This is a genomic window from Paraburkholderia phytofirmans, assembly GCF_046028095.1.
Lineage (GTDB): Bacteria > Pseudomonadota > Gammaproteobacteria > Burkholderiales > Burkholderiaceae > Paraburkholderia > Paraburkholderia phytofirmans_A.
The window spans coordinates 905209-927972 of record NZ_JAQQDJ010000002.1; the positions used below are offsets into that span (position 1 = coordinate 905209).

At 60.3% G+C, this 22764-nt stretch carries 19 protein-coding genes and 1 pseudogene; 9 read left to right on the forward strand and 11 right to left on the reverse strand.

Annotated features, from left to right (window positions below; all coding sequences use genetic code 11):
- Positions 1–4 precede the first annotated feature (4 nt).
- From PQR54_RS08580 to PQR54_RS08590, 3 genes are read right to left on the reverse strand one after another with little or no spacing between them, the layout of a single operon-like run.
- Positions 5–949, reverse strand: a complete 945-nt coding sequence (locus PQR54_RS08580) for a VOC family protein (protein WP_408244940.1) — start codon at positions 947–949, stop codon at positions 5–7.
- 28 nt (positions 950–977) lie between these two features.
- On the reverse strand, positions 978–2138 hold the full coding sequence (locus tag PQR54_RS08585; RefSeq protein ID WP_408244941.1) for an alpha/beta hydrolase family protein: 1161 nt from the start codon (positions 2136–2138) through the stop codon (positions 978–980).
- 20 nt (positions 2139–2158) lie between these two features.
- Positions 2159–3049: a SphA family protein gene (locus PQR54_RS08590; protein WP_408244942.1), complete on the reverse strand. Its 891-nt coding sequence runs from the start codon at positions 3047–3049 to the stop codon at positions 2159–2161.
- A 348-nt stretch (positions 3050–3397) separates the two neighbouring features.
- On the opposite strand from PQR54_RS08590, the gene PQR54_RS08595 reads away from it, so the two are divergent.
- Positions 3398–4321: a LysR family transcriptional regulator gene (locus PQR54_RS08595; RefSeq protein WP_408244943.1), complete on the forward strand. Its 924-nt coding sequence runs from the start codon at positions 3398–3400 to the stop codon at positions 4319–4321.
- A gap of 295 nt (positions 4322–4616) precedes the next feature.
- Here PQR54_RS08595 and PQR54_RS08600 read toward each other — a convergent pair whose 3' ends face one another.
- Positions 4617–5108, reverse strand: a complete 492-nt coding sequence (locus PQR54_RS08600) for an Lrp/AsnC family transcriptional regulator (RefSeq protein WP_408244944.1) — start codon at positions 5106–5108, stop codon at positions 4617–4619.
- A gap of 335 nt (positions 5109–5443) precedes the next feature.
- Here PQR54_RS08600 and PQR54_RS08605 point away from each other — a divergent pair, with 335 nt between their 5' ends.
- Positions 5444–6112, forward strand: coding sequence for a haloacid dehalogenase type II (locus PQR54_RS08605; protein ID WP_408244945.1), 669 nt, complete (start codon positions 5444–5446; stop codon positions 6110–6112).
- 107 nt (positions 6113–6219) lie between these two features.
- Here the strand turns inward: PQR54_RS08605 and PQR54_RS08610 are convergent, their stop codons facing one another.
- Positions 6220–7545, reverse strand: coding sequence for an NAD(P)/FAD-dependent oxidoreductase (locus PQR54_RS08610; RefSeq protein ID WP_408244946.1), 1326 nt, complete (start codon positions 7543–7545; stop codon positions 6220–6222).
- Between the two features lie 128 nt (positions 7546–7673).
- On the opposite strand from PQR54_RS08610, the pseudogene PQR54_RS08615 reads away from it, so the two are divergent.
- The 3 genes and pseudogenes from PQR54_RS08615 to PQR54_RS08625 form a co-directional block, all read left to right on the forward strand.
- Positions 7674–8492 (forward strand): annotated as a pseudogene (locus PQR54_RS08615) (phosphotransferase); the annotation flags it as partial.
- A 402-nt stretch (positions 8493–8894) separates the two neighbouring features.
- Complete coding sequence (locus tag PQR54_RS08620) at positions 8895–10211, forward strand: aspartate aminotransferase family protein (RefSeq protein WP_459251829.1); 1317 nt, start codon at positions 8895–8897, stop codon at positions 10209–10211.
- 97 nt (positions 10212–10308) lie between these two features.
- A complete protein-coding gene (locus PQR54_RS08625; protein ID WP_408244947.1) occupies positions 10309–11001 on the forward strand; it encodes a GntR family transcriptional regulator in 693 nt (230 codons plus the stop codon).
- Between the two features lie 323 nt (positions 11002–11324).
- Here the strand turns inward: PQR54_RS08625 and PQR54_RS08630 are convergent, their stop codons facing one another.
- From PQR54_RS08630 to PQR54_RS08640, 3 genes are all read right to left on the reverse strand, one after another.
- Positions 11325–12848 carry a diguanylate cyclase gene (locus tag PQR54_RS08630; protein ID WP_408244948.1) on the reverse strand — a complete coding sequence of 508 codons (1524 nt, stop codon included), beginning with the start codon at positions 12846–12848 and terminating at the stop codon, positions 11325–11327.
- 387 nt (positions 12849–13235) lie between these two features.
- Positions 13236–15203, reverse strand: a complete 1968-nt coding sequence (locus PQR54_RS08635) for a phosphatase PAP2 family protein (RefSeq protein WP_408244949.1) — start codon at positions 15201–15203, stop codon at positions 13236–13238.
- Positions 15204–15478: 275 nt separating this feature from the next.
- Positions 15479–16402 (reverse strand): AraC family transcriptional regulator, encoded by a 924-nt coding sequence (locus PQR54_RS08640; protein ID WP_408244950.1) that lies wholly within the window; start codon positions 16400–16402, stop codon positions 15479–15481.
- A 244-nt stretch (positions 16403–16646) separates the two neighbouring features.
- On the opposite strand from PQR54_RS08640, the gene PQR54_RS08645 reads away from it, so the two are divergent.
- Positions 16647–17198, forward strand: a complete 552-nt coding sequence (locus PQR54_RS08645; protein WP_408245020.1) for a 4-hydroxylaminobenzoate lyase — start codon at positions 16647–16649, stop codon at positions 17196–17198.
- A gap of 214 nt (positions 17199–17412) precedes the next feature.
- Here the strand turns inward: PQR54_RS08645 and PQR54_RS08650 are convergent, their stop codons facing one another.
- A complete protein-coding gene (locus PQR54_RS08650; RefSeq protein WP_408244951.1) occupies positions 17413–18306 on the reverse strand; it encodes a LysR family transcriptional regulator in 894 nt (297 codons plus the stop codon).
- Positions 18307–18563: 257 nt separating this feature from the next.
- Between PQR54_RS08650 and PQR54_RS08655 the strand changes: the two genes are divergently transcribed.
- Positions 18564–19274 carry an SDR family NAD(P)-dependent oxidoreductase gene (locus PQR54_RS08655; protein WP_408244952.1) on the forward strand — a complete coding sequence of 237 codons (711 nt, stop codon included), beginning with the start codon at positions 18564–18566 and terminating at the stop codon, positions 19272–19274.
- A 185-nt stretch (positions 19275–19459) separates the two neighbouring features.
- Entirely contained in the window at positions 19460–19867 is a 408-nt protein-coding gene (locus PQR54_RS08660) for a nuclear transport factor 2 family protein (RefSeq protein ID WP_408244953.1), read from the forward strand.
- A gap of 297 nt (positions 19868–20164) precedes the next feature.
- Here PQR54_RS08660 and PQR54_RS08665 read toward each other — a convergent pair whose 3' ends face one another.
- Positions 20165–20920: an SDR family NAD(P)-dependent oxidoreductase gene (locus PQR54_RS08665; protein WP_408244954.1), complete on the reverse strand. Its 756-nt coding sequence runs from the start codon at positions 20918–20920 to the stop codon at positions 20165–20167.
- A gap of 161 nt (positions 20921–21081) precedes the next feature.
- Here PQR54_RS08665 and PQR54_RS08670 point away from each other — a divergent pair, with 161 nt between their 5' ends.
- Positions 21082–21258 (forward strand): hypothetical protein, encoded by a 177-nt coding sequence (locus PQR54_RS08670; RefSeq protein ID WP_408244955.1) that lies wholly within the window; start codon positions 21082–21084, stop codon positions 21256–21258.
- Positions 21259–21328: 70 nt separating this feature from the next.
- On the opposite strand, the gene PQR54_RS08675 is transcribed toward PQR54_RS08670, so the two are convergent.
- Positions 21329–22711, reverse strand: a complete 1383-nt coding sequence (locus PQR54_RS08675) for an FAD-dependent oxidoreductase (RefSeq protein ID WP_408244956.1) — start codon at positions 22709–22711, stop codon at positions 21329–21331.
- Between the last annotated feature and the right edge of the window lie 53 nt (positions 22712–22764).

Below are 22764 nucleotides of genomic sequence, written 5' to 3' on the forward strand. Positions count from 1 at the left end.
CCTGTTAACCGGCTGGTGCAGCGGGAGGTCCGCCAGGCGCCCATTTCTCGCGATGCTGGAACAGGAACAACTGCGAAGCGTCCGCACCCATCGGCGCCGCGCGCGCGGTCCAGTCATCGTCGTGAAGGTCCATGTCCGCGTCGTACTCGACGTGGCAACCCAATGGGCTGTTGAAGTACCAGAACCAGTTCGAGCCGAACCGGTGGCGCCCCGGCCCCCAGAATGACTGATAGCCCTTCTCCACGAAGCGCGTGCCGGCTTGCATGACCTCGGTCGGTCCGCCCATATGAAAAGTGAAGTGCTCGCAGCCTTTCATGAACGGTGGCGTCTGGATTATGAACAGCGTGTGATGATCGAGCGTGCCTGCCGGCCGCAAAAACGGCCCGACACCGGTGAAGCGGTCCGAGCAGCGAAAGCCCAGACGTTCGACGTAAAACGCTTCCGCCTTGTCGGCGTCAGGCACGAAATAAACGACATGCGAAAGCGAGCGAGGCGTGAGATCCGTGTCGTCGTTCACGGCGACCACGTTCGGTCCTCGCTGCGCCGGTGCGCCCGGTGCGTTGACGGTTTCCGCTGGCAGCGCAAGCGAACGCCTCACCGTGACCTGGAAGCCGAGCGCAAAACCCATGTCGTCGACCGATTCGATCGATCCGTCCGCGAGCTGCCGCACTTCGCGGTCGCGTTGCAGTTCGGTCGCAATGGCGTGCAGCGTTGCGGCGTCGGCCACGCCATAGATCGTCTTGCGCAACATGCTTCCCGTGGCGAGTGCGGGCGGCAACTCCGGGTCGTGGGCGCGCCGGATTTCGATCGCGGTGCCGTCGAGCGCTTCGAAGCGGCCGCCGGACTCATCGGCGTGGACGGGCACAAGGCCGTAGTCGAGAAGGTACTGGTTGCAGCTTGCCACGTCGTCCACGCCGAAGACGAGCGTATCGGGTCCGATGATGTTCATGAGCTCGATTTCAAGTTAAGTGAAGTAGTCAGAAAGCGGTATGCCCGCCCAGGGTTTCGGCCACCCAGTCGGCGATGTAGTGACCTGCGTTGATCGAATTGTCGAAGCTTGAGTGCTGGACTCCGCCTTCCCGATCGGTAAAGATCTTCAGTTCGCGCTTCGGACTGTTCACGAGCTGATCGTAGGTGCGATGTGCCCACGCCACGGGAATCTGCGAATCCTTCTCGCCGTGCGTCACGAGGAATGGCACCTGGATGCGATCGAGCACGCCGTCGAGATGAACGTTTTCCGCGATCTGCATGAACTCGTCGGTGTCCTTCGCGCCCCAGACCCAGCAGACGTGGCTCCAGTAGTGCGGCACCGGGAAATTGCCTTCGCGCTGCAAACGCTTTTTCTGCACGTCGCGCCAGTCGTGATTCGCGCCCCACACCACACCGCACGCGAAGCGCGGCTCGAAAGCCACCGCGCGCGGGCAGTAGTAGCCGCCCAGCGAGACGCCCTCCATGCCGATGCGCTTGTGATCGACGTCGTCGCGCGTCTCGAGCCAGTCCACGATCCTGCTTGCCCACGACTCGGAGTTGTACACCGCACGCAGGCCGTCCAGACGCAGCGCCTCGCCGGTGCCCGGCTGATCCACGATTAGCGACGACACCCCGCGCGCCGCCAGCCATGCCGGCAACCCAACGAGGTATTTCATTTCCTTCGTCGAATCCAGGCCGTTCACCTGCACGAGCAACGGGCTGCGAGCTGCTGCCCCCTTCGCCTTGACGAGCAAGCCGGAAAGGCGGCTCTCGCCGTACGGAATCGTCACGCGCTCGCAGTCCTCGCCGAGCAGCCCGACGCCCTTTGCGAACGTATCGAGCGAGCGCCGGTACAGATCGATGCGTCCCGGCGCGTCATGCGCCTGCAGCCGTTCGCAGGTGATCAGATAGATGGCCGCGCGCCTGAGCTTTTCACCGGCCGACAACAGCCTGCCCTTCGCTTCGTCCTCGCTCGCGAGATCGCAAAGACGATCGGCCATGCTCGACCATGCTTGCCTGAAGGCGCGGGTTCCTTCCGCATCGGGCTGCTTTGCGGCCTCCTGCAAAGGCGCGCACATGACCTCGATTTCGCCGATGCGCGCGCCCATCTCGATCGCGAGATCGACGGAGAGGTTCCAGACGTAATTGGTGGGAAAGTAACGAAACATGCAAGTCCTTCGGAGTGTGATTAGTTGCCCGCAGCAGGTCCGGGCGGTTTCGCCCACAATGGGATCGCGATGTTCAGCCAGATCGCGTTGCTCTTCGACGTGTTGGCCGCATAGAGGCCCTGCTGATAGTTGAGGCTGATATTGAACGCCCCGCCGTCGTACGCGATTGACGGGCCGAGTGCGAGCGTCTTCGCCCGGTTGTTGGCGATCACCGAACCGTTCTGGCGATCGTCGGTAAACTGGTTCAGGTACGCGCCGACGAGGCCGAGCTTCCACTTGCCGATATTCCATCCGGCCTCGAATTCGCTCACATTCGCCGTTCCGGACCGGTAACGCGTGTCGCCGTTTTCGCGATTGATCAGCAAGCGGTTGGCGAGGCCCACGTCGATACCGTTCGGCGCGTTGTAGCGCAGCGAGAGCACCGGTTGCAGGGACGTATAGCCCACAGCAACGCTCGCCTTCGTCGGGCTGTAGGAACCGGTCTCGAATGCAATATCGAAACCGCTGGTGAACGTCAGATTCTGCGCGAGCTTCCAGCTCAGAATGACAGGCGACAGCGTGATGTTCGAAAGTCCGTTCTGTGTATCCTTCTGCCCAAACACATTCGTATGCAGCGAGACGAACGGCAGCACGAGCTGCGAATACACATTGGCGCCCAGCACGGTAAACGGATATGAGGCGAGCAGACGCGTCGTCGCCGAGAATACGGAGGTCCGGAACGGAATCGGCAGCTTCTCGCCGTTGTTGCCGTACAGCCCATTGGAGAAGCTGTAATTGAACTGCTCGAGGGCGAACAGTCCGGGTATCGGCGGCATTTCCGCGATGTTCGTGCCGACCGCTCCCGCCGGATAGGGAGAAACCCCGCCCTCCAGGGCACAGGCGTTTTGCGATCCGAGCGCGACCAGCATCATGCAGCCTCCGGAAGCGGCGGCAGCCGCAGCAAATCTTCTACGCAATTTCGTCTCCTCATCGCCGACGCCTCGTTGGGCATGTCGGACATGTCTCTTATCGTTCAATGAATGCAGCGAAACACCGATACGGAAGCGTCAGCACTGCAAGCGGCATCCCGATGCACGTAGTTGAATTCAATCGTCCCGGGATTGGCTTTAGATTAAGATGCGCTCGAGTAACACTCAAATGGATTTCATCCATTTGGTGTATGGGCGGCATGAATACTTTTGGTAGAAACCCTAATGTCAGCGCTTGCTGCAGGGTATTGCCGCCCGCATTGAAGACAACGATGAACGGAGACCGCATCCATGCGCTTTAACAAGCTCGATCTGAATCTGCTCGTGGCGCTCGATGCTTTACTGACTGAAGAGAGCATCAGCCGGGCGGCCGAGAAAATTCACCTGAGCCAATCCGCCATGAGCAACGCGCTTGCGCGGCTGCGCGAATACTTCGACGACGAGTTGCTTGTGCAGGTCGGACGCAGGATGGAGCCGACCTCACGCGCAGAAGCGCTGAAAGACGCCGTGCGCGACATCCTCGTTCGGGTCGACGCGACAGTGGCGGCTCAGCCCGAGTACGTTCCCTCGCAATCGAACCGGCTTTTCCGGATGCTGGTATCCGACTACACGATGATGACGCTCATGCCCCACGTGCTGGAGCTCGCCTATCGGCAGGCGCCGGGTGTGCGCTTCGATTTACGGCCTCAGGTCTCCAACCCGCAACGCGTGCTCGAGCGCGGCGAAGCGGACCTGCTGATCATTCCCAAAGACTTCTGCTCGACGGAACATCCGTCGGAAATGTTGCTTGAAGAATCGTTCTGTTGCGTAGTGTGGGAGGAAAGCAACCTCGCAGACGGCGACATGACTGCTGAACGCTACATGGCTGCCGGCCACGTGGTCGTGCATCCCGGCGACGGCATTGCGCTCGAGGACTCGTTCATGCAACGACTTGGCATCATTCGCCGCGTCGAAGCGAGCACATTCAGTTTTCTGTCTCCTGCGCAGCTCGTTGTCGGGACACACCGTATCACGACGATGCATATCAGGCTCGCGAGGCAAGCCGCGCGCTCCTTGCCGATCGCCATCCGAGATATACCGGTGGCGATGCCGAAGATGGAGCAGTGCGTTCAATGGCACAAACATCGTACGTCCGACCAGGGCATCGCGTGGATGCGTACGATTCTGAAAGAGGCGGCTCTCACGATGGACCGCGCGTCGGTCGCAGCGAAATGAAAACTGTCGCAAGCAAAAAGCGCAGCGCGAGCACTAAACCCGGCGTACATCCCGCGCGTGTGGCTAACCTGAGTAGTATCAACATATCCGCCACCGCGCTCGACACCGCACCACCCGGATACGTTAGTCATTCGCGCCCAAACTCACACCATGTCCGACACACGGCCGAGCGAGATTTCTGGGCCGGCATGTTGCCGGCGGCAACCCAAACATGGCCGCCGAACGCGCATGCCGCCGCTCCCGGCAATCAACTGCGAAGCGCCGCCTTATCGACTATCGTCGCTGACTGCACGCCTCACCCCACGGCAAAGAGAGTCTCGAGAGGATAGTGTGTTCTGGCGATTGGCGAATTGATGATTACGTAGCTGAAGTAGTTCTCGATGCCGATATTGCGCTCCAGTAGTCCCTCCATCACGCTCTGGTAGTGGCTGAGGTTGCGCGTGACGAACTTCAGCAGATAGTCGTAGCCGCCCGTCGCGTGGTGGCACTCCATGATCTCGTCGACGCCGCGAATGGCTTCGATGAAGCGGACGAAATCATCGCGACGATGGTCTGCAAGCGTGATCTTGGTAAACACTACCTGGAAGTCACCGAGCTTCTCGACCTGGACCAGCGCACCGTAGCCCTTGATGAACCCAGCGTTCTCGAGCCGCCTGACGCGCGTCAGGCACGGGCTCGCCGAGAGTCCGACCGCATCGGCCAGTTCCACATTGGTAATGCGCCCGCGCTTCTGCAACTCGGTGAGAATGCGTAAGTCCAGCCGGTCGAGCGTGCAATCCGTTTTCATCTTCCCCTCCCTCCGTCCGTCCGGTCAGACTGGATCCTTGAGAGCGCCTTCGCGTCCTCGTCAATATGGATATCCCCCCCCTGAATACGACGACATTGCGGTGCGTGCGCGATGTTCTGCACTGGGAGATATTTACTCAGCAGTTCCTGCCGAGAGTTCCCTGATAAACGCTTCGAAATCCTCATTTTCATCGATCAATTCGGTGTCTGCGCGAAATTTTCCCTGATTAAACTTTCAACTACCGACATCGCTATCGGTGCTTGCTCCAGGTAGTTTCCGGCAAGCTCCCTCATTCAGCAATCCCTCGGGATTCTTAACTCATCGAGACTGAAGACATGATCGACTTCGAGCCGAAATTCATCACCTTCGATTGCTACGGCACCCTCGTCAAATTCCGCATGGCCGACATGGCGCGGGAAATCTACGGCGACCGCCTCCGCGGCGACGCGCTGGAAAGCTTCGTCAAACTGTTCGCCGCCTACCGTCGTGACGAAGTGCTTGGCGCGTGGAAGCCCTACCGCGATGTCGTCATCAATGCCGTGCGCCGCGCCTGCGAGCGCACCGGCGTAGCCTTCATCGAAGCCGAGGCCGAACAGTTCTACCTGGCCGTGCCAACCTGGGGGCCGCATCCCGACGTACCGGAAGGTCTCTCGCGCCTTGCGAAAAAATACAGGCTGGTCGGCCTGAGCAACGCAGCCAACGAGCAGATCATGAGCAACATCGAGAAGCTCGGCGCACCGTTCCATGCCGTCATCACAGCCGAAGAAGCCGGCGCCTACAAGCCGCGCATGCAAGGCTTCGAATACATGTTCAGGAAGCTTGAGGTGCAGCCTCACGAAATTCTGCATGTCTCGTCGAGCCCGCGTTACGACCTGATGACCGCGCACGACCTCGGCATTGTCCACAAGGCCCATGTGCTGCGTGGCCACGAACCGGAAGCACCGGAATACGGTTATACAGCGGTCACGAGCATCATCGAGTTGGCGGAACAGCTCGGTCTGTAAGTCATCTGCGCCATCCTGGCCGCCGTGTTCGACGTCGGCCAGGCGCTACGATCACGCCGTGCCGCTGACGCCTGTTTGAGGCCGATGGCGCGGCGCCTTTTTGTCGATCAGAACTCCGCTACCTTGCCGCGTACCGATGTGGCCAGGCGCTGCGGGCGATACGGTAACGGATCGACGATCGGCTGCGCGTTCGTCACAAGATCGGCTACCAGATGCCCGGCGCCCGGTCCGATTCCGAAGCCGTGGCCGCTGAAGCCGGCCGCAAGGAACAGCCCCGGGATCTCGTCCAGCTCTCCAATGGCTGGCACACCGTCGGGCGTGCTATCGATATACCCGGCCCACGCATGCGCAACAGCGACCGACGACAGGGCCGGCAACAGCCGGCGTGCGCGACGCAACGTCTCCTCGACGGCTTCGCGATCGGGCTTCGGATCGAGCACGCGGTTGCTTTCCATCGGCGTCGGCGCGTCGAGCCGCCATTTCGTCACCGTCTCGTGGCCCGAGCGCCAGCCGGTCAGGTCTCCCAACTTGAGGCTGCGCCGACGCTTGGCGAACATTGGCACGAAGTCCCGTGCATAGCGCAATTGTTGCAGTGTGGGATCGACCTTGGCACGCCCGCTGATCGCCAGCGTGTGGCCGCCGTCTCCTCGACGCGTAATTGACACTTCGGCCGTGTGCAACGCATCGGGAATCCCTTGCGCACCCGGCAGGACCGACAGGATCGACGCCCTGACGGACGCCTGCGGAAAGCGGACTCCGAGTTGCCGGCAGAACGACGACGCCCATGCGCCGCCGGCGAGCACCACGGTCCTGGCGCGAATGGTGCCAGCCTCGGTGACGACACCGCTTACGCGGCCGGCCTCGGTCTCGAGCCCACGCGCAGTGCATTGCTGATGCACCGTACCACCCGCCTGCATGATCCCCATTGCGATTACCGGGGCGGCGACCGCAGGATCGGCCGTTCCGTCCGATGGCGAGAACACCCCGCCCTTCCAAGCCTGTCCGGTCGCGGCGCCACGCTCGCTCGCCTCGCGTGCGTTCAGCATATGCGTCGTGACACCGACCGTGGTCGCAAAATCGCGCCACCGCGCCCAACCTTCAATCTCCTCCTCGCTATGGCTCAGGTACAGCAGCCCGCAGCGACGAAACCCCGTGTCGCGGCCGATCTCGCCAGCGAACTTTTCCCACAGCGCCAGGCTTCCGGTGGACATCGGTAACTCACGTGCGTCGCGATTCTGCTGGCGGCACCAGCCCCAGTTCCGGCTCGACTGCTCTGCGCCGATAAAACCTTTCTCGACCAGCGCGACACGCACGCCACGTCGCGCGAGATAGTACGCGGAACACACGCCCACGATCCCGCCACCGATGACGACAACATCGACCTCCGCCGGCACTGTCGGTGTCGTCTCGATTTTCAGCAGCGGTGCAGGCATGACACAACTCCAAAGTTGTTTGTAGAACAATAACAGGTAATCAACACGAGAAAAAAGCAATATTTGGGGTTTACAAGCAGAAATTGTCCAACAATAATTGATCAACCTCTGCTCACCCCAGCTCGCCGATGTCCGCCCCCATTACTTTCAGTGACGTATCCTCTGCGCCCTCATCGGCGCTCGACGCCCTGCTGGCCAGCAGCCTGTCGGCCACCTTCCTCCGTCTGGACACAACTGATGCCATTGACATTACGCGCCGTGTGTATGGCATAGATGGCGTAGCAACAAGGTTTTCGACCGAGAAGGACGACACCTTTCGCATCGATGCCGGTGACGGCTCGCGGTACGTACTGAAAATCTCGAACCCTGGCGAAACGGCTGAAGAACTCGACCTGCAGGTCGCCGCGATGCGGCACATTGCCGTCGTCGCGCCGCGGTTGCCGGTTCCGCGCGTGCTACCTGCTATTGATGGACAATTCGTCGTTCCGCTCGGATCATTGCGGCAACCGCATCGTACGGCGAGGCTCTACAGCTACCTCGAAGGCACGCCGCTCGAAACGCTGCACCCCAGCGCGCGCAATCGCCACGAGATCGGTGAGGTGCTGGCGAAGCTGCGACTGGCCATGGCCGGCTTTCGCCATCCGCACGAGCACCGGGTACTGGCCTGGGACGTGAAACACCTATTGAGTCTGAGAGGATTACAGGCACATATCGCCGACCCGTTGCACCGCTCGCTGATCGAGCAGGCATTCGCGCGCTTTGCGGCCATCGAGCCGGCTCTGCGGTGCTGTCCAACGCAAGTCGTGCACAACGACTTCAACCGCTCGAACATCGTTGTCGACCCGGACGGCCCGAACTTCGTCAGCGGCATCATCGACTTCGGCGACACCGTGCACACGGCGGTGGCCATCGACGTCGCCACGGCGGTCATGAACCAGTTCCCGCTCGACTTCGACGCCGACGGCCCGCACGACCTGTTCGTCGAGGCGCGCGACCTGCTGCGCGGCTATCTCGCGCACGCCCGGCTCAGCGACGACGAACTGCGGCTGATTCCTCACCTGGCCATGGCGCGCGTCGCGGCGCGTGCCTTGCTGACTTCATGGCGCGCAAAACTGTTCCCGGAAAACGAAGCCTACATCCTGCGTTTTACCCGGCCGGGATGGGAGCATCTGCGCTGGTTCATGCAACGCGACCATGACACTGTTTCCAATGCCTTGCTCGAATTCGTCGGCCGACCCACTCACCTTTCCTCTCCTGATCCCTCTATGAACGCCGCCCCCACGTCGCAGCCGCCAGTTCCTGACGAAGCTACGGATATCAGCAAACCCGATGACAGCCTGCGCGGAGACATGCCGAACGGCTTCAATCCGTCGGCGCTCTCGCACCTCGACGCCGCCGCGCAACAGCATGTCGCGCGGCGCGTACGGCTGCTCAGTCCATCGTATCGCCTGTTCTACGCCGAGCCGGTAAAAATCGTGCGCGGCGAGAAGGTCTATCTGTACGACGACCAGGGCAACGACTATCTCGACGCCTACAACAATGTCGTCTGCGTCGGGCACGCCAATCCACGCGTTGTCGACGCTGTTACCCGCCAGCTCTCGACCCTCTGCACGCATACGCGCTACATGCAGGAGCCGATCCTCGACTACGCGGAGGATCTGCTCTCGACGTTCAGCACGTCGATCCGCGAAGGCCAGATGATGTTCACCTGCACCGGTTCCGAGGCCAACGACCTGGCCATGCGCATCGCGATGCACCACACCGGCAAGACCGGCGTGATCGTGACCAGCGAGGCCTATCACGGCAACTCGCACCTGACCTCGAGCTTTTCGCCATCGCTGGGCCGAAAGGCCATGCTCGGCCCTTACGTGCGCACGGTGCCGGCTCCCGACTCTTACCGCATGACGCCGTCCGAGATCGGCCAGCGGATGGCCGAGCAGGTCTCGCTGCAGATCGAGGACATCCGTCGTCATGGCGGCGGCCTGGCGGCGTTCATCGCCGATTCTTTCTTCTCGTCGGACGGCGTGTTCGCCCACCCGACCGATGTGCTCGCGCCGGTTGCCGAGGTGGTGCGCCGCGCCGGCGGCCTGTTCATTGCTGACGAGGTACAGTCCGGCTTCGGGCGTAGTGGCACCCATATGTGGGGGCATGAGCGCCACGGCGTCGTGCCCGACATCGTCACGCTGGGCAAGCCGATGGGCAACGGCTATCCAGTGGCGGGTCTGGTCGTGCGCCCAGATGTCGTCGCCGGCTTCGGCCAGGACATGCGCTACTTCAATACCTTCGGTGGCAATTCAGTCGCGGTCGCTGCCGCGCAGGCCACGCTCGACGTGCTGCGGGACGAACACGTGCTGGACAACGCGCAACGGGTCGGCGCGATCATGCTCGAGGGCTTGAACGGGCTGGCAAAGAAATACGAATGCATCGGCGACGTACGCGGCACGGGTCTGTATTTCGGCGTGGAGATGGTGCATGATCGCGCGAAAAAGGACACCGACATCGCAACGGCGCTCAGAGTAGTCAATGGCCTGCGCCAGCGGCGCGTGCTGATTTCGGCGACCGGGCCGGACGCGAGCGTGCTGAAGATCCGACCACCGCTGGTGTTCGCGGCCAAAGACGCCGACCGCCTGCTGACGGAACTGGACGCCGTACTCGCCGAGCTGTGATCACCGATGGCCCGGCGCGCCAACCAGCCCGTCATCGACAGGGCATATTCGGGTGCATCCGCCGCATATAATCGTGGTACCCACGAGCTATCACGATATGAGTGCATCAATTTCCAAACCAGCAAGCGTCGCCGAGGCGGCCAGGCCCACAGCCGTCGAAGCGCTTGCCGAGAAGCTCAGGACCCGCATCCTGAACGGCGACTTCGCGCCGGGCGAGTACCTGCGTGACATCAGGATGGCCGAGGAGTACGAGGTTTCCCGCAATACGTTCCGCACGGCCGCACAGTTGCTGGTTGGGCGCCGCATCCTGCGTCAGGTGGTCAATCGCGGGTTCTTCGTACCGGAGTTCTCGGCCGACGACATCGTTGACGTGACGCGTTTTCGGGGCGTGCTCGAAGCCGAAGCGGTGAAGATGATCGTGCATACCGGGCAAATCCCGGTCGAGGCGATCAACGCTGTCGAGCGGCTGCGCCATGCCCCTGTCGACGCGCCGGTCTCGTTCATGGTGGCGGCGGATCGCGACTTCCATCGTGCGATTGTGTCGGCCAGCGGCAGCGAGCGGCTGCAACGCAGCTACGAGGCGATCGAAAGCGAGATCGAATTGCTGCTCGTACAGCAGCGCCAGCATTTCTACCAGAATCCCAAGGAAATCGTGCGCGAGCACGAGCATTTGATCGCCTGCCTGAAGACGCGCGACTTCGCGGCCGCGCGCGACGCTTTCCTCGAACACTGGGATGATTTGCGCGTCAAGCTGCTACGCGTCGAGGCGAACAAGTTGCGGGCGCGCTGAATTGGCCCTTGGCCGTGGGGCACCACGGCGCCTTCCATCGCGTTGTCACATTAATGTGTTCGTGTCGCCGTCATGCGATGAACGGGGTTATCCTCAAAAGCCGCCTGGAGCTTGGGCAAGTTCGGACCACGCATGCAGCGCTCGCGTTCAAGCGTTTAATGTGACTGCCTGCATCGCGGCACTCTAACCAAGTCGAGCAGTTCCCGCGACAACGCCAGTCCTGGCTATGAATTTTTGTACGTTATTGCAGATCATACTGCCCGGCAAGCAGCGCAATAGATACGCATACGAACTCCCGAGGCAGCACCAAAGAACGAGCACAATCAACTCTGCGGCTGAGCCGATGTAATATATGCATCTGCTGAGACGACGGCGTTCCTTCCTCTTCTTTTGGCCTCGTACAGCGCCAGATCAGCCGAATTCGTCAATTCATCCAGTGACAAAGGCCGTGAGCGTCGACCGGTCGCGGTCCCGATACTTACCGTGAAATGTGCGAGTGCTCCGGTGATTTCCGTCGGTCGCCCGTGATCGACTTCGTGCCGTATTGCTTCCGCGATCTGAGCCGCTCCTGCTTCATCCGTGTCGGGCAACACAACGACAAACTCTTCTCCACCATATCGGGCCGCGACATCACCGCGACGACGCACGTGCCGATTGATACACGCTGCGAGATGTCTCAGTGCAACATCGCCTTGAGCGTGACCGTGCCTGTCGTTGTACTGTTTGAAGTTATCCGCATCGACGAATAGCAGCGACAGGCACTCTTCGCTCCGTTGGAGTCTGCCCCACTCGTTTTCGAGCACCTCGTCGAGGGCGCGCCGGTTTTTGAGGCCGGTCAACGCATCGGTTTGCGTCAACTCCGTAAGCAGCAACTGCGCCTTTACATGGTCCCGCAGTGCAAACGCAAGTAACCAGACCGAAGCACAGAAAGCCAGGCTAACGGACGATGCGGAGATCCCGACCATCCATGACAACCTCCTCCAGGAGGACAGCACGTCGCTTTCCGCCGGTGCCACGACTGCAATCAGGGGGGTGCCTGGAATGCGCTGAAACGTATAAAGTCGAAGTTCCCCGTCGATAATAGAGGTCGAGGCATAGAACCCGGAGTCATGATTCACCATACGCGGAAACGCCTGTGACCTACCGAGATCGACCAGCCTGGTCTGGCTGATTGGGGGATTTCTGGCTACCAGCGTCCCATCGGTACGTACGACTGCCGTAATTCCATGCGGCCCTACGTCCAGTTTTGAAAGAAGTTGCCTGAAATAGTCGACGTCAATCGCGACTATCGCTACACCTCCGAACGACCCGTCGGGCCGGTTCATCCTTCTCGTGATCGCAATTGACTGCGCGCCCGGCCGCGACCGCGCCTGGTAAACTGATGACACATAGAGGCCGACATTCACCGAATGGCGATGAACCAGGAAATAGTCCCGGTCGCTGAAATCCCATTTATGCGAACTGGAACAGCAGCCGTCGATCAGACGACCCCGATCGTCCGTGACTCCCATGCCGGTGACATACTGGGCAGCGGTCCGGTCAAACAGCAGTTCGTGACGCAGCTGCGGATCCATGCTTTGGACCACAGGCTTGTCCAGCGCCGAAATCAAGGCGAGAAGCGAGTTATTCGACGTTTCAATCGTCCGGGCGATGTTGTTCACCAAAACGTCGGTGACGTTTCCAGACGTTTGATGAGCATGTTCCACAGCTGCATCACGAGAGGCCAGAAGTGTGATCAGGCTGATCGCCATCACGCCTAAAGCCATCAGACTACCTAGCGCGCCGACGATCAAAGGATGACGGCCTGCGAGAGCAGCTAGTTTTCCGGTGGTAATGGAAACAGACACTGTAACGTTCTGGTGGATAAGCTCGGTCCAAACGTCGTCGTCCCGCAGGTCGCGGCGAGACTCCCGACTTGGTCTAACAGGGGCTGCGGCAATCGATTGCCCGAGTGTCGCGCATAACCGTGACCGGGTTTACGGCAAAGGCAGCAAAAAATATAGGCCTCGCCCCTTCCACTTGACAGTGCTACCCCTGCAGTACGCATTTAGAGGAAGGCGGCGCGGCATTCACATGCCGAGTTGGTGTGGGCGCACCGCAGGCGGACCAAGCGTATCGATGTCTGAGCGATCGGCCTATTTCCTGGAGTGCAGCACGCCTGGCCGCCCTGTTTGGCTTGCGCACCACTCGCAATGCCAACGTTATCGGAGCCGCCCTTGGTGCCCAAAGTCGCCTCAGACATCCAGATGAATCTGCAAGCCCGACGCGGTGTACTGAGCCGTTACCTTGAAGCCATCCACCGTTACCGTCGAGAAGCGGCCTTGCAAACCGTTGCAGTCGATCAGCGCGATCGTATCGCCGACCTTCGGCGAATAGCCCGGCGCAAACTTCACGTGCAACGTTCCGCCCACGATGGACGTCTGGCCGCCCACGGCTAGCCGGCCCTGGTCGCCCAAGCCGCGATCGATCTCCAGCGTACCGCCCGACAGCTGGGTGTACCTGCCGGCAATCTGCACGCGTGTTGTCGCGTTCACGACCACCGTGCCGCCGCTCACGTAGACGTCCCCGGTACCGAATGCTTTCGCGGAAGCGGCAACAAGCGTACCGCCCTGCACCTGGCTCCCACCGCTATAAGCATTGGCGCCAGCGAGAGTGAGAGAACCCGTACCGCTAAGCGTCAGCTTGCCGCTGCCTCCAATGTCATTGCGCCATGTGTCGGCGGCATTGAATCCACCCTGCGTCGCGTCCATTGACACCATGACATTCCCTGCGAACGAGCCGTAGCCGTCGGCGGCCGCGAACAGATTCAGGCGTCCCCAGCCTTCGGCATCGTCGAGAACGGGAAAGCCTGATGTAAGCGCGGTGGTCTTGAGCACGACGCGCCGTTGGTCCGCGCTCAGATATGGCAGGCGGGTCTCGAGCAGAACTTCAGCACCTTTCGGCACCACTGGCAGAGCCGTCGTCGAGGCAATCGGCGCAAAGCTGAAGGTCAGTCGACGGGTGTAGTTCGCCTTGTTGGTTGCATAGTCCGCGAAGCGATCGGTAGCCGTCGTACCCGACTGGGCCAGCGTACGGAAAGTCGCAGCCGTAGTGTTTGTCAGCGAGTACAGCGTTGTATGCGCCTGAGTGAGCGCTGTCTGCTTGAGCGTGGCATTGGTCGGATCGACAAGATTGGCCGCTACCACCGCTTCGGCGAGGATACGCCCGCCAATGACATCGAGCGGCGAGTGCATGCCAGCGAGAATCCGGTTCTCGCCAAGCTCGAGCCCGCGGCTCAGCATTTCCTGATAGCGCTCGGGCACCGCGTAGGCCATCGCGAGGGCGTCGCGCATCGCTTCAGCGGAATGACCGCTCGGGAATCCGCCGTCTGTTGAAGGCGTTGTGCTTTCTGCGGGCACCAGCGTCGGTACAACCGCCACGCTGCTGCTCCAGCGGAACGGTCGCGCGTACTTGTAGAATCGCTTCGCAGGTTCCGTGGACGCATTAGTCCCCATAGCGTTGATGAAGTCGACGACCGATCCGAACTGCGCGTTCGCAGTACCGCCTACCCCGGTATTGTTGCCGGTGTCGTTATACAAAATGGTGGTGGCGTTCGCCGGAATACTGGTGATGCTGGTGGTTTGCTTTGTCGCGCTGCGCCACGCATCGGTGAGCGGGCCCATGCCATCGGTCACGCTATAGCCTTTGCCGCGCCGGTCATCGTAATAGGCTGCATCGGCCTGCGCCGCCGTACGTTGGGTGGTTGCGGACACCACATACTGGATGTTGGCGTTCAATACGGTGGGATTGAGTGCAGTACCGTTCGGCGTCCCGTCGCTGGGCACCCCTGTCCACGTCGACGCCACTACCGCGGGAAAGCTCCCAACCGCCGGTGCGGAGACGCCTGCGTCGACGAGATCGGTGAGCGGCTGCCACAACGTACGGAAACCGTTGAGAACGCGCACACCCGCGTTCGTGGACATGGTCGCGTACCGCGCATCACCGCGCTGATTGCTAAACGCGTTGTCGACGAATGCAGCGACTGAGGTCTGAACCGGTGCGCTATCGACAAAACCTGGATCAGCCGGCGCGGCCGGGACAGCTGTGACAGTCGCAGACGAACTGATGCCATCGTTGAGTTGACCGCCACAGGCCGCGAGCAGCAACGCAAAACTTGCGGCGACGAAAGGCTGGCTAAGTGAATGGAATTGCCGAAAACGCATGACGCCGTGCCCTCAAGAGGTTGCGTAAGAAAGCGCGCAGTCTATCGAAGCCACATGAAAGAAACATTACATTTTATGGGCTCAAATGAATCCCGATGAACTTACTTGAAGGCACCGACGGCGACCACGGCGACACTCGCATTCTGTGCGCACTGCTGCAGACAGGCGACCCTCCATCGAGAGCCCATATGTGATGAGAAGCTACTCGCCCGGTTAGATATAAACGATGCCAGGCGGCAAAGCGTGTGGTCCGTCGCGGGGGGCTTCGATGAAACTTAACCCATGTGTTTTGTTTCAGCCCGATACCGGCTGGGGCTTTGACCGAACATCTTTTTGAAAGTCGAACTGAAAGTGGTTTCGGATGCGTAGCCGACGGAAGCCGCAATGGTCGCGAGATTCTGGTTGTCCGTCCTCAAGGCATCTTTCGCAATCGTCATGCGCCAGCTAATCAGATATTCCATTGGCGGCAAACCCACGAGAGCTTTGAAGCGCTCAATGAACGCGGTGCGTGACATGCCGACCTTCGATGCCAACTCGTCGACTTTCCATCGATGCGCAATGTCTTCATGCACCATTCTTAGCGCGGCGCCGATCCTCGGATCCAACAGTGCGCCTAGCCAGCCCGATGACCTCGGACTAGCGGCAAGATGAGCCCGCAAGATGTTCACCAGCACAATGTTTGCGAGACTGCCCGCCATTGCGGCTTTGCCGGGCCGAACTGATTCTGTCTCTGCCCGGATCAATTCGAGCGTCGTGCCCAACGATCTCGCTTCCGGAGAATCAGCGCAAACGTGAACAAGCGGGGGCAGCAAATTGAGCAGCAGGCCGCTCTTGTCACCGTTGAACTCAAACATCCCTCCGACGCTAATCGTGCGCCTCTCTCCCCGACCATATCGAACAATTCCGTCCGCCCCAAGGTCATGGGCAAACACCTTCTCCCCGTCTTGTGGTTCGACGCCTGGATCGCTAGCAAAACAATACGGTGACCCGTCAGTGAGGAGACAGAAGTCCCCCTCCTTCATTTTTACGGGCGCGGTCACACCTTCAATCCACACCCATCTATTGCCTTTGATGATTCCGACGAATTTGACATGACGGTAGGCAGAAAACCTCAGGGCCCAAGGGTCGGCGGCCTCAAAGCGCGCCGAAAGTACGCTCTTCACCTTCAGCAAAGAAAACACGTCGGAAAGCGGATCCATACGAAAATGTACGATGCAATAAGAAATTTGGTCATTTGATTATGGATCGAACGAGGACGGTGAGCAAAAATATCTCCTCGCGGCTTCTTGGGGACACCGGGCGCCGTGATAGTACGACGCCCGTTTTTCCCTTTGCGCAAGCAACCTGGGCTATCGATCCGTTTCCCTTTGCCGTCGATCCCGGCGGGGCGCTTACGCGTCGCGCATCCGGGTGTCGCCGGCCCTCACACGTGTCATGCCACAAATGTCCCAGAGTCCATTCACAAATAGCAAAGCCGAACTTGTCGCCCGTTTTATCCCTCTGCTGCACGAGGTAAAAGACATGACGCCGGGCACCGAACTCGAGCAATGGTTAAATACGAAACACAGCGCTGAAAGCGAGTTATACAAGGAGCTCGCGCGATTGATTACCCTCGGCGTGCAGGACGGCTGGGCGGCCGACACCGAAGTTGCTGGTCCGCGTTATCGTCGCTCACGAATCTGTGCGCCCTGCGAGGAGACGTTCTTTTTCAGCAGCACGGCCGTGCTGCTGGACAGCACGCAGAACACGCAAAAGAATCCCGAAGGCAGCTTCCGCGCCGGCTACCACGCGCATCCGTACGGCGAGATTAATCTGGTGGTGCCACTGAATGAAGGCGCCGCTCTCGCAGGTCCGAACGGCTGGTGTTATAGCGGCTGGACGGCACCGGAGCCGGGCAGTCGCCACTTTTCGGAGGTCAAAGGCGGCGCAGTCATCTCGCTCACGTTTTTGCCCGCAGGACGGATTGCATTCGACGCCAAGCCGCCGCAATCGTGATACGCACAGGAGCGTCCGTATGAAAGCCTCAACACGCATCATGACGAGCTCCCGATCCGTGCACGCATCGGCAACACTCAGAGACCTTCAATTGCGGGAATCATCCGGATGGCAGACGGGTGACTATTGTCGAAGACTTGAGGTCGAACCAGGCGAAATTTGCGGATATCTCGCGAGCTGGCAAGCGAAGCTCCGGGTTGGTGCCGAACCGACACTAGACCGAGATCGCTTTCAGTTCGTCGGCAAGATAGGCAACGAGGGCTCGGGCGGCCGCGCTGGCGGCCCGGGCAGCGGGATAAACGGCATTGACGTCAAGTGGTTCGACCGCCCAATCCGGCAACAAAGGGATGAGCCGGCCATCGGACAGCTCGGCGCGGCACCCCCATGAGCCTGTGGCCAGAATCCCAAGGCCCGCAACGGCCGCAACTGTGGTTCCTTCGTTCAGGGAGATAGTCAGACGTCCCTCTCCCCGGACCGTGAGCCGGCGTCCACCCTTCTCAAAGGTCCAGCCGCGCACTCCGGCACCCGGTGGCCCCTTGACGAAGGTATGTTTGGCCAGGTCGCCCGGCTCGACCGGCATTCCCGCGCTGGCCAGATAGTCCGGAGAGGCGACCAGCATCCGCGGGCACCGCCCGAGCATCGTTGAAGTGGCATTCGAGTCCTTCAGTTGTCCAAAGCGGAACGCCACATCCACACCTTCAGCGATCAGATCCTGCCGGTCGTCTGCCATTCGCAGGTCAACGTGCAACGCCGGGTGCGCGCTCATGAACCGCCCGATCCGCGGGATAACCTCGTGCACCCCGAAACTGGTCGACAACGCAACGCGTAGATGGCCCCGCAGCTCCGCCGTTCCTCGCGCAGCGTGGTCTGCTTCATTTAGTGCGGAGAGAATCGCTTCAACGCGGGCGAGGTAATCGGTACCCGCATCCGTCAACGTGACGGCTCGCGTGCTTCTCACGAATAGCGCGGCGCCGACCTCCTCCTCGAGCTCCGAAATGCGCCGTGATGCCGACGGCTGGCTTAAGCCCAACTCCCGGCCGGCTTTGGTGAAACTCGATGTGTGGGCAACCCGTACAAATAGCTGCAGGGTCGACAGCTTGTCATTCATTTGCAGGGAGAATAACTGAAAGTCGTGTCGGCATTCTACCGCTGTCGGCGCAAATGAATCACTATTCGAATCAAGCAAGCATGAATGTCGCTACACAGAGCGGTATGGCAACTCTCTCAGTCGATTTGCCATTCGTTGCCGCCAGGCAAGACTGTTTGTCCGGCGCGTGTATCTGACAGCCGGCGCAATGCGACCGCATTGACGTTGCCGGCTCACTCGGCGTCACGCCAAACAACTACGTTTTTCTGGAGTAAAGCATGAGCACGTCCAAAAAGGTTGTCGTCGTTACCGGTGCATCGCAAGGAATTGGTGCCGACGTCGTCAAGGCATTTCGCAAACTCGACTACCGCGTCGTTGCGACGGCACGTTCGATCAAGCCGTCGGACGATCCGAGTATCCTGGCCGTCGCCGGTGATATCGGCAATCCAGACACCGCGCGACGTGTGATTTCCGAAAGTGTCGCAAAGTTCGGCCGGATCGACACTCTGGTAAACAACGCCGGCATCTACATTGGCAAGCCTTTCACGGAAAACACGAGCGAAGACTACGCCGCTGTAATGAACGTGAATATGGCGGGTTTCTATCACATCACGCAACTTGCCATCGCCGAGATGGAAAAGCAGGCGGGCGGCCATGTCGTCAGTGTGACCGCCAGCGTCGTGGACCAGGCGATCAGCGGCGTGTATTCGGTACTCGCCGCGCTGACAAAGGGTGGTCTGAACGCCGCAACGAAATCATTGGCGATTGAGTACGCCAAAAAAGGCATTCGTGTGAATGCTGTTGCACCTGGAATCATCAAGACTCCAATGCACCCGGCGCAATATCACGACACGCTCGATGCGCTCCATCCGCTCGGCCGCATGGGCGAGACCAGCGATATCACCAACGCTATTCTGTTCCTGGATTCGGCACCCTTCATTACGGGAGAAATCCTGCACGTGGATGGCGGCCAAAGCGCCGGCCGGTAAGCACCAGGACTATCGGCGACCAGCACAAAGTCTTCGTTGCTTCACGGCGGCTCGCAAATCTAAACAATACAGAGGTAAGACCGCTCCGCGCGCCAACCCGGCTCGCCTGCCTCGGCGATTGCCAGACTGGCGTACATGATCTGTTGCCGCAAGGCAATTCAATAACCTTTATAGAGGTGACTAAAATGGCATCTAGTGACATCCAGGAAATCAAGGCATTAAACGCAAAATACAACTTCTCGCTCGACGAGGGCAACGCTGATGCATGGGCAAGCTGCTTCACAGCCGACGGAGCCTTCAATGCTGCATTGGGTGGATCAAAACTAAAAGGTACCGAGCAGTTGAAGGCTTTCGTTCCTACGTGCATCGCGACGTTCGGGACTATGTATCACCTCACGACCAACGAAATTATTTCGGTCGACGGTGAAAATGCTCGTCAAAAGTGCTATCTGCAATTCTTCGCAAAAAAGGACGGTGCTCTTGACGGCTACATTTGCGTCTATGACGATTGGCTTGAGCGCGAGAACGGCGCCTGGAAGTACAGCCGTCGAGACGTAGCAACAAAAGACAAATTCACTCATCTGAAAGATTGATACACCACTCAACAAGCCGAGCGATCATTCACCAACGTGTCCCTCCGGGTTCCTGGCGTGTTGCCGCCTCATGGAATCCGGCCGGCCGATTCCGGGTGCCAGGCACTCGCTTCACGGTCCGATAGCCGAGCGCGGTGAACAACGCTGGTTGGCCGCTTGCCGAAGTCGTAGTTCAAGCACGGCGCAACTGCGGCGACCGCGCCGCGAACTTCGGCACTCGACCCTGAACAGCCGTTCAGGTCCGGCCATTGCAACGACTGCTTACGGACTTACATCTGCCGCGCTCGGGTAAAGGGCTCAAGCAGTAAACCCACCGTTGATATCGATGATCGATCCGGTGATGAAAGCCGCCTCGGGCCCCGCGAGGAATACGATCGCCGCAGCGACCTCGCGGACCTCCGCGAACCGCTGGATCGCGTGCGACTCCATGATGATCGGCGGCAGATTGTCCTTTGAGCCAGCCGCCATGTCAGTGTCCATCACGCCTGCCTGCACGACGTTCACGGTGATGTTGCGCCGACCGAGATCGCGTGCCGCCCCCTTGCTGTAGCCAATGACAGCGGCCTTCGTCGCCGCGTAATCGGTTGTGCCCGGAAAGGCGACCCGCGTGCCAAGACCCGACCCGACCGAGATGATGCGTCCTCCCTCCGGCAATACCTTGGCAGCGGCGCGGATGTTGGCGATCACACCCATCGTGTTGATCATCCACTGGCGATCCATCGCCGCATTGTCGATTTCCGGATCGTCAATGGTCTTGCCCTGCCAGGCGACAGCGGCGTTGTTGACCAGAATGTCCAGCTTGCCAAAGGTCGCGACCACCTTCCGGATCAACGGCTCGGATGCTGCGGGGTCGCCCTGATCAGCCTGCACCGCGACGACACGCACGCCCTTCGCCTTGAGCCCTTCGACAACGGCGGCCGCCTTTTCCTCGGACGCGACATAGCTGATTGCGACATCGGCCCCCTGGTCCGCTAACGCCGCTGCGATTGCGGCGCCGAGACCGCGCGAGCCGCCAGTAACGAGGGCCACCTTGCCCGAAAGTGTCTTGCTCATCGTGAACTCCTTTGCTGTATTGAAAGACATATGGTGCCCGCTGGCGATTGAAGTTCTCTGGCGCTTTCCACTGACTAAACACATCGAGGATTCGCTTCTGGGCATTCTCGTACTCGAGAGGCGAACCTTGTGTGCGTTCGAACCAGCTAATGATGTACTTCATGGCCATCCTCCTTTTACACATCGAGGTCGCCAGAACGCTCGCCGTTGGACGGGTTAGCGAATCAGCAAGCTACAACTGGAGCAGCGGCGACGAATGCCCATTGCTGTTCGCCCTTCTTATGCGCCGCTTCAACGCGGCCAGTGAGGGTCGTTTTACATGTCTAAAAATAGCTTAGCTCACAGCAGAAGACATTCGATGGAGATGTGACTGTGAGCGGCGATTCATGTTTGCGCGCCGGAGCCCGCTCAAGACGATGCGCTATTGCGCCTCGCTGCCTCGATTGCAGGCGAGGCAACCGGTAGCACGGCCCTCCGGTTTCCCTGCCAGACCCGCCAGGCGATCGCAGGGCTGAGCAGCGACGACGGCGGCATCATCAGATTGACGACCTTCAGAAACGCAATCGCCAGCGTGCTGTCGCGTGTCGCCGCACGGTGAAGCTTGCCGATATACCAGTTGATGAAACGCACCATCGGCGGGCGCGTGCCTTCGACTTGTGGATGGCGGAGGTCGTTGCCAACCGCGATGTCCCACGGAATATCGACGATCTTCGCGGCCGCCCTGAAGAATCGGCGCGCAAGATCGTGCGAACCCGTGCGCAGGCAGCGCTGCAGCGTCAGCGCTTCCTCTGCCGCGACCGTCATGCCCTGCCCGTAGACAGGGTTGAAGCTGCAGATGGCATCGCCGAAAACCAGATAATTTTTAGGGAAGCGTGCGAGCTTCTCGTACCGCCGACGCAGGTTGGAGACGTAGCGATAGCGCCTGAATTCGGTAAGCGGCTCCGCTCTAGCGACCAGGTCGTGAATCTCCATGGTCGGCAGCGTCGCCAGATAGGCGAGAAAGCCCTGGTCGTCGTCGGGTGCGTCGTCGCCGAGAAAACCGCCGGCGCTGACGATCCAGCTATCGTTTTCCTGCGCAAGCACGACGCCGTTGCGCCAGTTCGGCGCACTCCCGGCGACAACGATACCCTGCTTGCCGTCGAGATCATTTGGCCGACGTCGATAGCTACGGGTCATATAGCAGATGCCGATCTCGATCTCCTCTTTGACGGGCGGTACGTAGCCGAGCTCCTCGAGCCACGCCGCACTGGATGAGCCACGGCCAGTCGCATCGACGACAAGGTGCGCCTCAATGGTCTCTTCCGGCCTGCCGTCGACACATGCGCGCACACCGGTCACGCACCTGCGAGCGGAGTCGGTGGCAAGACCTCGCACAGCGCAATTTTCCACGATGCGCACGTTCGTCAATCCCAGCAGCCGCCGGCGTAGATGACCTTCGAGCACGGGGCGGCTCGCAAGCAGACCGCTCAGGTCGCTCGCGCCGTTGGCAAGCCTGACGTTGCGACCTATCCAGATCACGTCGTTGGCTACATCACCGATCAACCCGTTGCTTTGCGCGACAACCTCGTTGTTATATCCGGGGAAGAATTCGTCGAGTATCGCGCTGCCGCGCGCAAGCAGCCCATGGGTGTGACGGCCTTGCGGCACGCCCTTGCGCGGCGTGTCATCTGCCGGCAACGCATCGCGTTCGAGCACGGTGACGGTGGTGAAGAAATCCGACAATACGCGGGCGGCCAAAAGCCCACCCATGCTTGCGCCGATCACGATTGCATGTTCGCCCAGGTTCTTCATGGCAATTCTCCAGTTCAATCCAACGCGATGCGTCCGGTGACCATCGCTTGCAC

What these genes read in the sequence shown, in the direction of transcription:
- PQR54_RS08610 (WP_408244946.1), bottom strand. Translation starts at nt 7,545, where the DNA reads ATGCCTGCACCGCTGCTGAAAATCGAGACGACACCGACAGTGCCGGCG.
- PQR54_RS08670 (WP_408244955.1), top strand. Translation starts at nt 21,082, where the DNA reads ATGGCCATCCTCCTTTTACACATCGAGGTCGCCAGAACGCTCGCCGTT.
- PQR54_RS08620 (WP_459251829.1), top strand. Translation starts at nt 8,895, where the DNA reads ATGCCGAACGGCTTCAATCCGTCGGCGCTCTCGCACCTCGACGCCGCC.
- PQR54_RS08665 (WP_408244954.1), bottom strand. Translation starts at nt 20,920, where the DNA reads ATGAGCAAGACACTTTCGGGCAAGGTGGCCCTCGTTACTGGCGGCTCG.
- PQR54_RS08640 (WP_408244950.1), bottom strand. Translation starts at nt 16,402, where the DNA reads ATGGATCCGCTTTCCGACGTGTTTTCTTTGCTGAAGGTGAAGAGCGTA.
- PQR54_RS08590 (WP_408244942.1), bottom strand. Translation starts at nt 3,049, where the DNA reads ATGATGCTGGTCGCGCTCGGATCGCAAAACGCCTGTGCCCTGGAGGGC.
- PQR54_RS08605 (WP_408244945.1), top strand. Translation starts at nt 5,444, where the DNA reads ATGATCGACTTCGAGCCGAAATTCATCACCTTCGATTGCTACGGCACC.
- PQR54_RS08600 (WP_408244944.1), bottom strand. Translation starts at nt 5,108, where the DNA reads ATGAAAACGGATTGCACGCTCGACCGGCTGGACTTACGCATTCTCACC.
- PQR54_RS08660 (WP_408244953.1), top strand. Translation starts at nt 19,460, where the DNA reads ATGGCATCTAGTGACATCCAGGAAATCAAGGCATTAAACGCAAAATAC.
- PQR54_RS08650 (WP_408244951.1), bottom strand. Translation starts at nt 18,306, where the DNA reads ATGAATGACAAGCTGTCGACCCTGCAGCTATTTGTACGGGTTGCCCAC.
- PQR54_RS08675 (WP_408244956.1), bottom strand. Translation starts at nt 22,711, where the DNA reads ATGAAGAACCTGGGCGAACATGCAATCGTGATCGGCGCAAGCATGGGT.
- PQR54_RS08595 (WP_408244943.1), top strand. Translation starts at nt 3,398, where the DNA reads ATGCGCTTTAACAAGCTCGATCTGAATCTGCTCGTGGCGCTCGATGCT.
- PQR54_RS08580 (WP_408244940.1), bottom strand. Translation starts at nt 949, where the DNA reads ATGAACATCATCGGACCCGATACGCTCGTCTTCGGCGTGGACGACGTG.
- PQR54_RS08635 (WP_408244949.1), bottom strand. Translation starts at nt 15,203, where the DNA reads ATGCGTTTTCGGCAATTCCATTCACTTAGCCAGCCTTTCGTCGCCGCA.
- PQR54_RS08625 (WP_408244947.1), top strand. Translation starts at nt 10,309, where the DNA reads ATGAGTGCATCAATTTCCAAACCAGCAAGCGTCGCCGAGGCGGCCAGG.
- PQR54_RS08655 (WP_408244952.1), top strand. Translation starts at nt 18,564, where the DNA reads ATGAGCACGTCCAAAAAGGTTGTCGTCGTTACCGGTGCATCGCAAGGA.
- PQR54_RS08585 (WP_408244941.1), bottom strand. Translation starts at nt 2,138, where the DNA reads ATGTTTCGTTACTTTCCCACCAATTACGTCTGGAACCTCTCCGTCGAT.
- PQR54_RS08645 (WP_408245020.1), top strand. Translation starts at nt 16,647, where the DNA reads ATGTCCCAGAGTCCATTCACAAATAGCAAAGCCGAACTTGTCGCCCGT.